Here is a 12,687-nt window from a genome sequence, read left to right on the forward strand (position 1 = left end):
TTCCTCACATCTCCAGGTGTTCTGCCATGAGAAGCATTATCTGGTGCAGGCGGTGTGTAGGAGTATCGAAGCAACGAACAAAAAAGTAAACAGACAACTCATGAGTGGCGAGGATAAATGGCCATGCCTTCAATGATTGCTTTCAATCTGCACCCATCACGCTCGCATCGTCCGCAACCTGCTGGGCGAACTGGCGGAGAAGAACCTGCGGCTCAAACATCTTTTAGAGAAAGGTCAAAAGGTTCGGCAAGGAAGATGAACCGCATCCCTTTGCGACACCGCTTTCGAAAGATTACAGCTTCGCCCCTTAACAAAGACTTTAAGTTAAATCTGTTATACTGCAGCAGTCCCCTCAAAAATACAGACAGGAGAAAAAATTGACCTATGATGAAAAAAAGATATTTCGCTATTCCCATTCTTGCAATCGCACTGCATTTTTTGCTGTCCAACCTGTTGTATTTCCTTGTGGAAAGACTTGTTTTGGATGTTTTTCATATCTCCCCACAGCAATTTATGAAATACTCATATTGGGGCGAGATTCTGATTTACATCGTCCTTATCCTCGTATTCTTCACCCTCTATAAACTGCTTTGGAGGAAAGAGATAAGCGAACCGCGCACAGCGACAAATTTCAAAGATGTGCTCGGCAGTCTGGTCGTGGGATTTGGCATTTGCGGAATCTCCGGTCTTTGGATCATGCTGGCAGAGCAGCTTCCCTCGCTTCAAAAAAGCGTTGAGGCAATGAACGCCGGTGCTGAAAATATTGCCGGCGGAAATGCATTTGGAACATTTATGATTGCGGTGATCGCTGCACCTGTTGTAGAAGAAATTCTATTCCGCGGCATTGTACTTCGCTCCATACGGAAATTTGCCCCCGCTTGGGGCGCGATTCTAATATCATCCGTACTCTTCGGCGTTTATCACCTGAATATCGCGCAGGCTGTCTATGCCACCCTTATGGGCATTGCCGCAGGAATCCTTTACGAGAAGAAAAGGGACCTGTTGTTTCCCATCCTCGTGCATTTCGCAAACAACCTCATTACTATGCTGCAGGGCTTTGCGCCATCCGAAGTGAATGAACTGATCAGCATTTTTATTCTGATCATGATCGCTCCGGCAGGGTATATCGTCTGCCGCTCACTCCGACAGGACAAAAGAGCAGATAGCATGTAAGGGGTTTCGATGAGGCGAAACCCTGTGATTGCTGACCTGTTTCACCGCATGAAGTACATGGAACGCCGTGGAAGTGGTCTGCGCAAAATCGTCAGTGAAACTGAAAAGCTGCCTGGATACACAGCGGCATATAAGCCTGAATTTTCCTCAACAGCGACAGATTTCAGAGTCATCTTGAAAAATGTAAACTACAACATGTGCGGTGCTTCCGTACATGATGCCGCACATGATACAGCACATGATGCCGCACATGATACATCTGTGATCAGCAAGCAAAACTTGCTATTGGAATTTTGTGCAGATCCTAAAAGTCGAGATGAAATGCAAGCATATATTGATGTTTCCAGCCGTTCTCACTTCAGCAAATATTACCTCAAGCCTTTATTATCTTCTGGTAAACTTGAAATGATGTTTCCAGACAAACCCAAAAGCAAAAACCAGAAATACACTACCGTTCATTCCAAATAACCCAGAAGCAGGGCATTGGGGCTCATCTCCCATTGTCCTGCTTCTTTTCATTCCTGTTCCTCCTTCCAACGCTCCAGATGCCGTTTGCACAGGGCATCCGCTTCTCTCTCATCATCTTCCGTCACTTCCCGTTTTCCTTTGGTCAGTTCAATCTCCAGATAAGTCCGGTAATCATCGGCTAAGAGGTCGAACAGTTCCTTGGGAGTATGGCACACCTCGCCGGTGCAATAGTGAAAGTCCTGGTCAAATTCCACCCTTACACATCCGTGACGGCTGATATAAACTTCGATGGTCTCGTCTGCGGCCAGGTAGTCCGCAAAAATCTCCAGCACCTTTTCAAAGGTCAGCATCTGTTTTCACTCCTTTGCTACGCTTCTTATTCTACTCATATTATCCGGTACGGACAGGCAAAAGACAAGGATACAGACAAAAAGAAAAAGCGGAGGAAGGTGCGGCGAAGAAACGCCGTTCCTCCCTCCGCAAATGGAGTATCTAGCCCTGTTATGAAAGTTTGGAGAGTTGGGTAAGGATTTCCTTCACACCCTCCCACAGTTGTTCCTGCCGCTGGGATATATCCTCCAAGAAGGTCTTGCCTGCCTCCTGCAACACGCGGATCGAACCAAACTCCTGGTTCTCAAACACCTCCATCATCTGCCTTGACTGTCCACCATGACTGCCCACATCGGTGTCATGGGTTTTCTGATTGAAATCCGTCATACCTGTTACCTCCTGCTCAAATTTCACCATCGGAATCAGATGATTTCAGGCATAGAAAAAGCCCGGAAAATGGCGTATTTCCGGGCTTTTTTAGCATTATTAAGCAGTCGATTATCGCTTGCTGAACTGCGGAGCGCGACGAGCTGCTTTGAGACCGTACTTCTTTCTCTCTTTCATACGCGGGTCTCTGGTCAGGAAGCCTGCTTTTTTCAGAACCGGTCTGAAATCAGCGTCTGCCTGAAGCAGTGCTCTAGAGATACCGTGACGGATTGCACCAGCCTGGCCAGTGAAGCCGCCGCCGCGAACGTTAACCAGAACGTCGAACTTGTCAACGGTCTCGGTTGCTACTAACGGCTGACGAACAACTACCTTTAAGGTCTCAAGACCAAGATACTGGTCGATGTCTCTCTTGTTGATGGTGATTTTACCGGTACCTGGTACCAGATATACTCTTGCGATAGATTTTTTTCTTCTACCTGTTCCGTAATATTTATTTGCCATGATAACTTCCTCCTTTCAGTACCTTTCCTTAGAATTTGATTTCCAGAGCTTCCGGCTTCTGAGCTGCCTGCTCATGATCCGGTCCTGCATATACATGAAGCTTGGTCATCATGCTTCTTCCTAAAGGTCCCTTCGGAAGCATACCCTTAACAGCAAGCTCGATCACACGCTCCGGCTTCTTAGCCATCATCTCACGCAGAGTGGTCTCTTTCATACCACCTACGTAATCAGAGTGATGATAGTAGATCTTCTGATCTAACTTCTTACCGGTTACTTTGATCTGATCTGCATTAACAACGATCACATAATCGCCGCAGTCGATGTGCGGGGTGTAGATCGGTTTATTTTTACCTCTTAATACTTTTGCTACTTCTGAAGCCAAACGTCCTAAAGTACATCCGGCAGCATCTACTACATACCATTTTCTCTCAATCGTCGCTGGACTAGCCATAAAACTCTTCATTGGTTAACCTCCTGTTAAACTATCTGTTCCTAACGGTCACTTACCGCAATTGTTTTGAAATGTATAGTAAAATGCCTATTCCGGGGCTTTGGCCTAAGCATTTCCACCTAACGTCACAGTTGTATATTATATTATATCCGCCGTTTCATGTCAAGCGCTTTTTCCTTGATTTTACGTGATTTTGAAGGGTTTTCCACAGTTTTTTCAATTTTGCGGTGTGTTATCCACAAGCGGAAGGGCAGTTACCCACCGCAGAGCAGTTTCCTTTGCTGATGTTTCTTCTTCCTGGGCTCTATTTCCGGAGGGCTTTGCACATTTCGCACAATCTGGACGTTCCCCGCCGCTTTGCACCAATTTTCTCAGCGCCTCTGCCTCTTCTGGTGTAAAGCAGTCTCCAGTTTCCTTCTCCGTCTCTTTCAGCACATAGCGTCCATGAACATCCCCCGCCTGTAACCGCTCCGGCTTTTCCAGATCGGTCACATAGACTTTCTCAGCCCCATTCTGGAATGCATGATGGATATTTCTCCGGAGGATTCCATCCAGTTCTTCCTCCACGCAGCGAGTGAGCACGAAAAAGGCTGTCTTCTCATCTTTTATATGGGACTGCAGAATATCATACTTCCAGTATTTGTTCTCCCGGTGATGCCAGTCCGGCAGTTCTTTCTGATATTCCATGCTGACCAGGGTCAGTCCTCTCGCCGGTGCCGTGCGTCCTGCTGCCTGGCGATCTCTTGCATCCAGAATTTCTTCCATGTGCTCCGGCGGGTACGCACCCATGCCAACTTCCAGAAGGGTTCCCGCAATGATGCGCACCATATTATAGAGGAATCCACTTCCTCTGATGCGGATGGTGATCATGTCATCCTGCTTTGTGATATCCAGACTGTAAATGGTACGCACCGTCTCTTCTGCCTGGGTCCGCACTGTACAAAAACTCTTAAAGTCATGTTCTCCGATCAGATAAGCAGCTGCCTGACGCATTTTCTCAAGATCCAGGTTAAAATAACAAAAATGAGCATATAATCGTTCTAACGGCATGGAAATTTTCCGGTTTAATACCTTGTATTCATAAGTTTTGGTGCAGTTTGCTTTCCGTGGATGCCAGTCTGCAGGCACCTCTTTTGAGCTCTGGACGCGGATATCTTCCGGCAGACGCTGGTTGAGCGCAAAGCAGATTTTATCTGCCGGCATGCGGTTTTCCGTGTCAAACACCGCTACATTTCCTCTTGCATGAACCCCGGAGTCGGTCCGGCTCGCACCGATCACAGAAATGGGTTCTTTTAACAGCGCTGTCAGTTCCCGGTTCAGCACTTCTTCTATGGTAATACCGTTTGGCTGCAGCTGCCAGCCACGATACGCGGTGCCGTCATAAGCGACCACCAGTTTTACTCGTTTCATACGTTCCTCCAGGTAGCATTCATTTTTTAGCTTGCAACATGTATCTGTAAATTTCTAAAATCCGATTCGTAAAAGTGTCACATAAGAAGCATCACATACAATGGCTGTAAATAGAAAATTGCTTTCCAAAAACGCAGGAAAGCAATCTTTTCATTTATGCACGCAGTAAGATGACAACCACCAGATAAATCACATAAACCAGATATCCGATATGATCACGCTTTGCGTATTTAAGCGGTTTCATCTTGGTCCGTCCCTCACCGCCATGATAACAGCGGGCCTCCATGGCCATAGCCAGATCCGTTGCACGGCGGAATGCTGAGATAAACAGCGGAACCAGAAGCGGAACCATGCTCTTTGCCTTCTGGATCAGATTTCCGCTCTCAAAATCAGCGCCTCTGGCCATCTGGGCTTTCATGATCTTGTCCGTTTCTTCGACCAGAATCGGAATAAAGCGAAGGGCAATGGACATCATCATGGATATCTCATGAACCGGCACTCCGACTTTATTTAAAAAGCCAAGGCTTTTTTCCAGACCATCGGTCAGTTCATTCGGTGTCGTTGTCAGGGTCATGACAGAAGAACCAATTACCAGATAGATCAGGCGCAGTGCCATAAATCCAGCGATACGCACACCTTCCTGGGTGATCTTTAAGAAACCAATCTGGAAAATTGCAGTTCCCGGTGTTAAAAATAAATTAAAGCTGACACTGATCAGCAGCAGGAATACAACGGCCTTTAAGCCCCTTACGATAAACGAAAAAGGAACCTTTGACATGCGGATCGCTGCCACCAGAAATAAGGTTGCTGCCACATAGCAGGCAATGCTGTTCGCAAAGAACAACGACACAATAAATACCAGTGTTCCAAACAGCTTGGTCCGGGGATCCATGCGGTGCAGCACCGAATCCACCGGATAATATTGTCCTAAGGTAATATCACGAATCATGCTCTTTCATCCTTCCCGAGCAGTTTCAGGATCGCATCCTTTGCCTCTGCTACTGTGGTAATATCATCGGCAATCGGCACACCATGCTCTTTCAGCCCATGCACAATGTAAGTAATCTGCGGTGCAGCAAGTCCGATTTTCTCCAGCTCCTTATAATGACGGAAGACCTCTTTCGGCGGTGCATCAAACATCTTTTCCCCGTGGTTCATCACCATGATCCGGTCTGCATAGCGTGCAATATCCTCCATGCTGTGTGAGACGAGAATAATGGTCATATGGCGTTTTTTATGAAGTTCTGAGATTTCATCCAGAATTTCATCCCGCCCTTTTGGGTCCAGTCCTGCCGTCGGCTCATCCAGGATCAGTACTTCCGGATGCATTGCCAGAACACCGGCAATGGCAACCCTTCGTTTCTGTCCGCCTGAAAGTTCAAATGGAGACTGCCTCCACAGTTTCTCATCCAGTCCAACCTGGATAAGGGCTTCTTTCGCCCGCTCTTCTACTTCTTCTTTGGAAAGTCCCTGGTTTTTCGGTCCAAAGCAGACATCAGAAAAAACGTCCACTTCAAACAGCTGGTGCTCCGGATACTGGAAAACCAGACCAACCTTACTGCGCAGCGCCTTCATATCGTAGCCGTCCTGGTAAATGTTTTCTCCATTATAATAGATTGCTCCGCTGCTGGCCCGCAAGAGACCATTCAAATGCTGGATCAGTGTGGACTTTCCGGAACCGGTATGTCCGATCAGCCCGATAAACTGTCCATCCTCAATTTCAAAACTGACATCCTTTAAGGCATACTGCTCAAAGGCTGTTCCTTCCCCATAAATATGGTTCAAATGTTCTGCCCTGATTGACATAGATGCCTCCTTCTATTTTACCTCTGGATATTTTTCATGAAACATCGGAAGAAGCTTTTCCATCAGCTCGTCCATGGTCAGAATTCCGTCCGGCAGGTCTAAGCCCGCCTGCTTTAGCTCGTAGGCAAGCTCCGTCACCTGCGGAACATCCAGCCGGTATTCCTTCAATTCCTTTACCCGTGAGAAAATCTCCCGCGGGGTTCCATCCATAACCAGTTTTCCGTCATCCATCACGATCACGCGGTCTGCGTCGATGACTTCTTCCATATAATGTGTGATCAGAAGGACCGTGATCTTCTCCTGGCGATTCAGCTCGTGAAGCGTGGCAATGACTTCCTTACGTCCATTTGGGTCCAGCATCGCTGTCGGCTCATCCAGAATGATGCACTGCGGCTTCATTGCCATAACACCTGCGATCGCCACACGCTGTTTCTGTCCACCTGACAGCTTATTTGGAGATTTTAAGCGGTATGCCGTCATGCCAACCGCTTCGAGGCTCTGGTCCACGCGTTTCCAGATCTCATCGGTCGGGACCCCAAGGTTTTCCGGTCCGAACCCGACATCTTCCTCTACAATATTACCAATGATCTGGTTGTCCGGATTTTGGAAGACCATGCCGGCTGTTTTGCGGATATCCCAGATGTGGGCATCGTCTGCGGTATTCATGCCGGAAATCCAGACCGTTCCATCCGTCGGAAGAAGAATGCCGTTCACCTGCTTGGCAAAGGTAGACTTTCCAGAGCCGTTATGCCCCAGGATTGCCACAAAATCCCCCTGTTTAATGTCCAGGGTCAGATCATCGATGGCACGCTTTACCTCTTCCACATGGTCATCTTCATCCCGGCGGATATAATCGTATATTAATTTTGAAGCTTTTATGATTCCCATAAAATTGGCTTCCTTTCCTGTATACAGCGATATCGTTTTCCTTTGTGAAAAACTGCCTTAGCTTTTTCCCCATCAAGCAGAAAAATTCCGCAGTTTTCCACCGTTTTTTCATTTTAAGCGAAATTATACACAGCGTCAACCAGAAAACACACGAGTTCCTGTTTTTCATCTCCAAATAGGCAAAATCTGGTTCCTTTAAAGAAGTGTTTCATCATAGATTGCCCGGGCTCCTCCGGTAAATTTCAGGCGGGTTCTCGCGCAGATGACTCTGGCCGCCCCGATCTGCCGTCTTTCGATCCGCACCGGAACTGCCACCTCTTTTAAATGCATGCCGATCAGGGTATCACCAATATCCATTCCGGCCGCTGCGCGGATATGCTCCACTGCCACCGGACTTTCAAAGGTATGATACGCTGCTGTCGCAAAAGAGCCTCCGGCTTTCGGCTGCGGAATCACGTTGACCTGCTCATATCCATAACGCTCGGCTGCCTCTTCCTCCAAAATCAGGGCACGGTTTAAGTGCTCGCAGCACTGGGCAGCAAGAGAAACACCTGCTTCTTTTGCTGCGCGGTAAATCCCGTCAAACAACGCCTGCCCCAGTTCCGGGCTGGAAAAGCTTCCAATCCGTTCCCCTGCCACCTCACTCGTAGAACAGCCAACCACAAAAATACTGCCCTTTTTCGGATGCGCGGCTGCGAGCAGCTGGGAAGCTGCCTCATACGCCTCGTTTTCTATTTCCATCAGTTCCTGTTTATCTGCTTTCCGATCGGATAATCCGGTTCCCATCGCTGTTTTCCTCCATTCTTCTACCCATGATGTTTCACTCATTATACGCTATCTTACCACAAAATAACAATATTGCACAGTAAGTATCAAAGGGGCGAAAGTTTCCACAGCCGCCATGCATGGCGGCTGCGGAAACTTTCGCCCCTCGTTCGTTATCGTGTGATATTGTTGCTTTAGTGTACCCACACACCCTGCTCATTCACATAAAATGTGTCGATGTTTGTATTCACGGCCTTGTTGCCCTGGCCTGGATAGAAGTAATACCAGTTGCCTTCGACCTCGTTCCAGCCTTCAGCCATATAGCCGGTGCTGTTTAAGTAATAGGTTTTTCCGTCCTTTGTCAGCCAGTGTCCACGAACCAGGCAGCCATAATACTGATCCTGAGTTTCGTTCATATAGCACCAACGGCCATTCCAGGAAACCCAACCGGTGACCATGGCACCACTTGCATCCAGATAGTACATCTGGCCATTACGTTCCTGCCAGCCAGTCAGCATTTTGCCGCTATTATCGAACACATACCATCTGCCGCCTACTTCAACCCAGCCGTTCTTTACGTAACTGCCATCTGGATAATAATAATACCAGGCATTATCGTATTTCTGCCAGCCAGCTTTGCTGTTTCCCGGAGTTCCGCTTGGTCCACCATTACTGGTGCTATTGTTTCTGCCGCTTCCGTCCGATACATCTTCCTTGGCCAGGTAGATTTCATCGGATTCTACCCATTCGCTGCTCTTACCATAATCGTCCTGTTTGGATGTTTTTGCGATGGTACGAACACGGAACTTATAAGTTCCTGCCTGCGTCATATACGGATAAAAATTGAAGGTTTTACTGGTTGTCTCGGTTGTGTAAATTTTGGTGGATCCCTTGCGAAGCTCTACCTCATACTGACCGGTTCCTCCATTGTCTGGTTCCTCCCACCGGGCAGTTCCCTTTGCATTGTCCTTCCAGTAAGCATCCTGTGGAGCTTCAAATGTGCCTTTTAATGGTTTTAACCGGGCCTTGATTACCAGATCACCGCTGCTCTTGCTGGCACTGATAAATTCGCCGCCTTTTATGGTCACATTGCTGGAACGATAGGTTCCCTTAAATGCATAACCGGAATCAATCACTTCCAACCGGATCTTTAACTCTGGCTGATATCCGACGCTTACTTCTTTGGAAGAAGAAGTCGTCCAGTCCGCTTCTTTAATCTGATAGCGGTCCGTGGAACCGGAAATTGCGATACCGCCGCCCGGTGCCGTGGTACTGTCAATGTCAATGGCTGCATCCCCGATCTTATCGCCTGGCTCTAAGTCGGTATAAATCTGTAATTTGACACTGGAGATTGTTTTGTCAGCCGCATAAGCTGTTTTCATTCCTGCGGTACTGACACACAGGGCAAATAACATTCCCCATACCGCAAACCTTTTCTTTGTCATGCTCATCCCTCGCTCTCTTATTTTCGATCATTCATGTTCTATATTCTCTTGTGCGATCTATATATTCCTGATCTCTTTTTGTAATTTCATTATAAGCGAAGTAAGTTGTCCGGTCAACTTACGTATTCCTTACCTTTCTGACACAATCCTGCCGCAAATTGAAAGATTTATGACACATCCCACAGAGCTTTTTTGTTTCATAGGCTGCAATTTCTTATGAAGCCAAAAAGCTCCCGAAGATTTCTCTTCGGGAGCCATAAGCTCATAGATTTATAAAATTATAAATTAAACAAGCTCTAACAGCACTTCCATAGCGCCGTCGCCCTTACGCTGGCCGATCTTAACGATACGGGTGTAACCACCGTTACGGGAAACGTACTTCGGAGCAACCTCATCAAAGAGTTTTGCCGGGATATCTACGGACTTGGTGTTTTTCTTCTTACCAGCAGCTGCGGTCGGAACCTCAGTTACATCGTAGAGAACTTTGAGCATCTGACGACGAGCATGAAGTCTGGACGGCTTATCTTTCTTGATTTCCTTCTGAACTTCATCATAAACGGTAACTTTCTTGCCGTTTACTACTTCTTTGACTCTCTTACCCTCAGCGTCCTTTTTAGCAACCTTAGCGGTAACAGTAACGGTCTCGAAGTTATCTTTCTCTTTCACAGCCAGTGCGATCAGACCCTCAGCAACTTTGCGGATCTCTTTTGCTCTAGCCTCAGTAGTTTTGATGCTTCCATGATACAGCAGTGCAGTTACCTGGCTGCGGATCATTGCTTTTCTCTGGCTGGAAGTTCTTCCAAGCTTTCTATAACCTGCCATTTTATTTTCCTCCATATAATGTGGAGTGCAGTCCCGTGCCCTTTGGTCTTACCGGACCACAGCTTCCAATTTTCATAATGTAGCGGCTCTCTGCCTGATGGACTTACGGAGCCGCCACTTTTTCAGTTTCTAATTGTCGAATTACTCCTCGCTGACAGGGGAAACTCAAACTCCGTTTCACTTCGTTCGAGTATCACCCAAGTTCGTCGTTTTACTCCTCACTCGGATTCAGCTGCAAACCTAATTCTTTTAACTTCGCCAGAACCTCCTCGAGGGACTTTCTGCCGAGGTTACGAACCTTCATCATATCCTCCGGAGTTCTGTTGCACAGCTCCTCCACAGTATTGATGCCGGCTCTCTTTAAGCAGTTGTAGGAACGAACAGACAGTTCCAGTTCATCGATGTTCATCTCGAGAACTTTCTCTTTCTCATTGTCCTCTTTCTCTACCATGATCTCAGCGGTCTTGGCATTCTCAGAAAGGTCAATGAACAGATTTAAGTGCTCACTCAGAACTTTCGCTGCAAGGCTTACAGCCTCGTCTGGAGCTAAGGTTCCATTGGTATACACGTCTAAGGTCAGCTTATCGTAATCGGTAACCTGTCCAACACGGGTATTCTGAATGGACATGTTGACACGCTCAACCGGTGTATAGATGGAATCCACCGCGATCACACCAACTGGCATATCTTCTGTCTTATTCTTGTCTGCGCTCACATAGCCACGGCCCTTGGTGATAGTAAGCTCCATGTAGAACTTGCTGTCTGCACCGCCGCTTAAGTGTGCGATCACCTGATCCGGATTCATGATCTCGATGTCCGGGTCAGCCTGGATATCAGCTGCAGTAATGACACCCTCACCTTCGAACTCGATGTAGGCGGTCTTTACTTCGTTGTTATCGCTGTTGTTCTTAATAGATAAGCTCTTGATGTTCATGATGATCTCAGTTACATCTTCCTTAACACCCGGAATAGAACTGAACTCATGCAAAACGCCGTCGATTTTCACCTGGCTGACAGCTGCACCCGGCAGAGAAGAAAGCATGATTCTTCTCAGGGAGTTACCCAGCGTTGTGCCATAGCCTCTCTCAAGTGGTTCAACTACAAACTTGCCATATTTCTTATCATCAGAAATCTCAACAATCTCAATGTTTGGTTTCTCAAAATCGAACACGACTCTAGCCCCTCCTTTTGGGTTCTTCTATCGAGGGAAATTGGTACTCTTAATTATTTGGAGTACAACTCGACGATAAGCATCTCGTTTACCGGAACATCAATCTCATCTCTGGTCGGCAGCTCTTTAACAGTACCGCGCAGATTCTCCTGGTCAACATCCAGCCAAGCCGGAACCAGACGTCCTGCAGTTACCTCAAGAGCATCTTTGTATCTCTGAGAAGATTTCGCCTTCTCTTTTACTTCGATTACGTCACCAGCTTTTACCAGGTAGGACGGGATGTTTACACACTTGCCGTTTACCAGGATGTGCTTGTGATCTACGATCTGTCTGGTCTCGCGTCTGGTGCGGCCGAATCCCATACGGAATACAACGTTATCCAGTCTGCGCTCCAGGAGAATCATCATGTTCTCACCAGTCTGACCTTCCATTTTCTCGGCTCTGGTGTAGTAGTTACGGAACGGTTTCTCTAATACGCCATAGATGAATTTTGCTTTCTGTTTCTCACGTAACTGGAGACCATACTCACTTACTTTTCTGTTAGCTCTTTTTAATTCTCTGTTTGATTTTTTATCAATTCCTAAATAGATCGGATCTAAACCAAGAGATCTGCATCTTTTAAGAACAGGAACTCTATCTACTGCCACTTTTAGTACCTCCTAATTAGACTCTTCTACGTTTTGGCGGGCGACATCCGTTATGTGGAACCGGAGTTACGTCCTTAATGCTAGTTACTTCAATACCGCATGCGGAAAGCGCACGAATTGCTGCTTCACGGCCTGAACCAGGTCCTTTAACCATAACGTCTACAGATTTTAAACCATGTACTAAAGCTGCTTTTGCGGCAGTTTCTGCAGCCATCTGAGCTGCATATGGAGTAGATTTCCTTGAACCTCTAAATCCCAGACCACCGGCACTTGCCCAGGACAACGCGTTACCCTGTGCATCGGTTAAGGTAACGATGGTGTTGTTAAAAGAAGACTGGATATGTGCCTGTCCGCGTTCAACGTTTTTCTTTACGCGCTTTTTTGTCACTTTTTTTGCAGTGGACACTTTTTTAGCCATTTTAA

General features: G+C 47.0%; 14 protein-coding genes and 2 pseudogenes. 2 read left to right on the forward strand and 14 right to left on the reverse strand.

Annotation, left to right across the window (positions count from 1 at the left end):
- Positions 1–384 precede the first annotated feature (384 nt).
- Positions 385–1,173: a type II CAAX endopeptidase family protein gene (locus DXB18_RS05580; RefSeq protein ID WP_118706503.1), complete on the forward strand. Its 789-nt coding sequence runs from the start codon at positions 385–387 to the stop codon at positions 1,171–1,173.
- Between the two features lie 6 nt (positions 1,174–1,179).
- A pseudogene (locus DXB18_RS05585) lies at positions 1,180–1,641 on the forward strand (Fic family protein); the annotation flags it as partial.
- Between the two features lie 47 nt (positions 1,642–1,688).
- Here DXB18_RS05585 and DXB18_RS05590 read toward each other — a convergent pair.
- The 14 genes and pseudogenes from DXB18_RS05590 to rpsK form a co-directional block, all read right to left on the reverse strand.
- The gene (locus tag DXB18_RS05590) at positions 1,689–1,991 is read right to left on the reverse strand and encodes a hypothetical protein (protein WP_118540143.1); all 303 of its coding nucleotides are present in this window, start codon (positions 1,989–1,991) and stop codon (positions 1,689–1,691) included.
- Between the two features lie 151 nt (positions 1,992–2,142).
- Positions 2,143–2,223 (reverse strand): annotated as a pseudogene (locus DXB18_RS05595) (plasmid mobilization relaxosome protein MobC); the annotation flags it as partial.
- A 246-nt stretch (positions 2,224–2,469) separates the two neighbouring features.
- On the reverse strand, positions 2,470–2,859 hold the full coding sequence (rpsI, locus tag DXB18_RS05605) for a 30S ribosomal protein S9 (protein ID WP_118706505.1): 390 nt from the start codon (positions 2,857–2,859) through the stop codon (positions 2,470–2,472).
- A 28-nt stretch (positions 2,860–2,887) separates the two neighbouring features.
- The gene (rplM, locus tag DXB18_RS05610) at positions 2,888–3,322 is read right to left on the reverse strand and encodes a 50S ribosomal protein L13 (RefSeq protein ID WP_118533980.1); all 435 of its coding nucleotides are present in this window, start codon (positions 3,320–3,322) and stop codon (positions 2,888–2,890) included.
- 204 nt (positions 3,323–3,526) lie between these two features.
- Positions 3,527–4,720, reverse strand: a complete 1,194-nt coding sequence (gene truA, locus DXB18_RS05615; RefSeq protein ID WP_118706507.1) for a tRNA pseudouridine(38-40) synthase TruA — start codon at positions 4,718–4,720, stop codon at positions 3,527–3,529.
- 154 nt (positions 4,721–4,874) lie between these two features.
- Positions 4,875–5,669, reverse strand: a complete 795-nt coding sequence (locus DXB18_RS05620) for an energy-coupling factor transporter transmembrane component T (protein ID WP_118706509.1) — start codon at positions 5,667–5,669, stop codon at positions 4,875–4,877.
- Positions 5,666–6,526, reverse strand: a complete 861-nt coding sequence (locus tag DXB18_RS05625; protein ID WP_118540148.1) for an energy-coupling factor transporter ATPase — start codon at positions 6,524–6,526, stop codon at positions 5,666–5,668. Before DXB18_RS05625 ends, DXB18_RS05620 begins: the two co-directional genes overlap by 4 nt.
- Positions 6,527–6,538: 12 nt before the next feature.
- The gene (locus DXB18_RS05630; RefSeq protein ID WP_118540149.1) at positions 6,539–7,414 is read right to left on the reverse strand and encodes an energy-coupling factor transporter ATPase; all 876 of its coding nucleotides are present in this window, start codon (positions 7,412–7,414) and stop codon (positions 6,539–6,541) included.
- 195 nt (positions 7,415–7,609) lie between these two features.
- Entirely contained in the window at positions 7,610–8,155 is a 546-nt protein-coding gene (locus DXB18_RS05635; RefSeq protein ID WP_243035150.1) for a TIGR01440 family protein, read from the reverse strand.
- Positions 8,156–8,373: 218 nt separating this feature from the next.
- Positions 8,374–9,624, reverse strand: coding sequence for an N-acetylmuramoyl-L-alanine amidase family protein (locus DXB18_RS05640; RefSeq protein WP_182430486.1), 1,251 nt, complete (start codon positions 9,622–9,624; stop codon positions 8,374–8,376).
- Between the two features lie 285 nt (positions 9,625–9,909).
- Positions 9,910–10,446: a L17 family ribosomal protein gene (locus DXB18_RS05645; RefSeq protein WP_118533408.1), complete on the reverse strand. Its 537-nt coding sequence runs from the start codon at positions 10,444–10,446 to the stop codon at positions 9,910–9,912.
- 211 nt (positions 10,447–10,657) lie between these two features.
- Positions 10,658–11,617: a DNA-directed RNA polymerase subunit alpha gene (locus DXB18_RS05650; RefSeq protein ID WP_118706511.1), complete on the reverse strand. Its 960-nt coding sequence runs from the start codon at positions 11,615–11,617 to the stop codon at positions 10,658–10,660.
- 53 nt (positions 11,618–11,670) lie between these two features.
- On the reverse strand, positions 11,671–12,264 hold the full coding sequence (gene rpsD / locus DXB18_RS05655; protein WP_118540153.1) for a 30S ribosomal protein S4: 594 nt from the start codon (positions 12,262–12,264) through the stop codon (positions 11,671–11,673).
- A 16-nt stretch (positions 12,265–12,280) separates the two neighbouring features.
- Positions 12,281–12,682: a 30S ribosomal protein S11 gene (gene rpsK / locus DXB18_RS05660; protein WP_118533414.1), complete on the reverse strand. Its 402-nt coding sequence runs from the start codon at positions 12,680–12,682 to the stop codon at positions 12,281–12,283.
- Positions 12,683–12,687: the final 5 nt, after the last annotated feature.

This window comes from Clostridium sp. OM02-18AC (assembly GCF_003481825.1).
Classification (GTDB): Bacteria; Bacillota; Clostridia; order Lachnospirales; family Lachnospiraceae; genus Brotaphodocola.

Bases quoted from the DNA above. Each gene is read 5' to 3' on its own strand.
- DXB18_RS05580 (WP_118706503.1), top strand. From the start codon at position 385: ATGATGAAAAAAAGATATTTCGCTATTCCCATTCTTGCAATCGCACTG.
- DXB18_RS05590 (WP_118540143.1), bottom strand. From the start codon at position 1,991: ATGCTGACCTTTGAAAAGGTGCTGGAGATTTTTGCGGACTACCTGGCC.
- rpsI (WP_118706505.1), bottom strand. From the start codon at position 2,859: ATGGCAAATAAATATTACGGAACAGGTAGAAGAAAAAAATCTATCGCA.
- rplM (WP_118533980.1), bottom strand. From the start codon at position 3,322: ATGAAGAGTTTTATGGCTAGTCCAGCGACGATTGAGAGAAAATGGTAT.
- truA (WP_118706507.1), bottom strand. From the start codon at position 4,720: ATGAAACGAGTAAAACTGGTGGTCGCTTATGACGGCACCGCGTATCGT.
- DXB18_RS05620 (WP_118706509.1), bottom strand. From the start codon at position 5,669: ATGATTCGTGATATTACCTTAGGACAATATTATCCGGTGGATTCGGTG.
- DXB18_RS05625 (WP_118540148.1), bottom strand. From the start codon at position 6,526: ATGTCAATCAGGGCAGAACATTTGAACCATATTTATGGGGAAGGAACA.
- DXB18_RS05630 (WP_118540149.1), bottom strand. From the start codon at position 7,414: ATGGGAATCATAAAAGCTTCAAAATTAATATACGATTATATCCGCCGG.
- DXB18_RS05635 (WP_243035150.1), bottom strand. From the start codon at position 8,155: ATGGAAATAGAAAACGAGGCGTATGAGGCAGCTTCCCAGCTGCTCGCA.
- DXB18_RS05640 (WP_182430486.1), bottom strand. From the start codon at position 9,624: ATGACAAAGAAAAGGTTTGCGGTATGGGGAATGTTATTTGCCCTGTGT.
- DXB18_RS05645 (WP_118533408.1), bottom strand. From the start codon at position 10,446: ATGGCAGGTTATAGAAAGCTTGGAAGAACTTCCAGCCAGAGAAAAGCA.
- rpsK (WP_118533414.1), bottom strand. From the start codon at position 12,682: ATGGCTAAAAAAGTGTCCACTGCAAAAAAAGTGACAAAAAAGCGCGTA.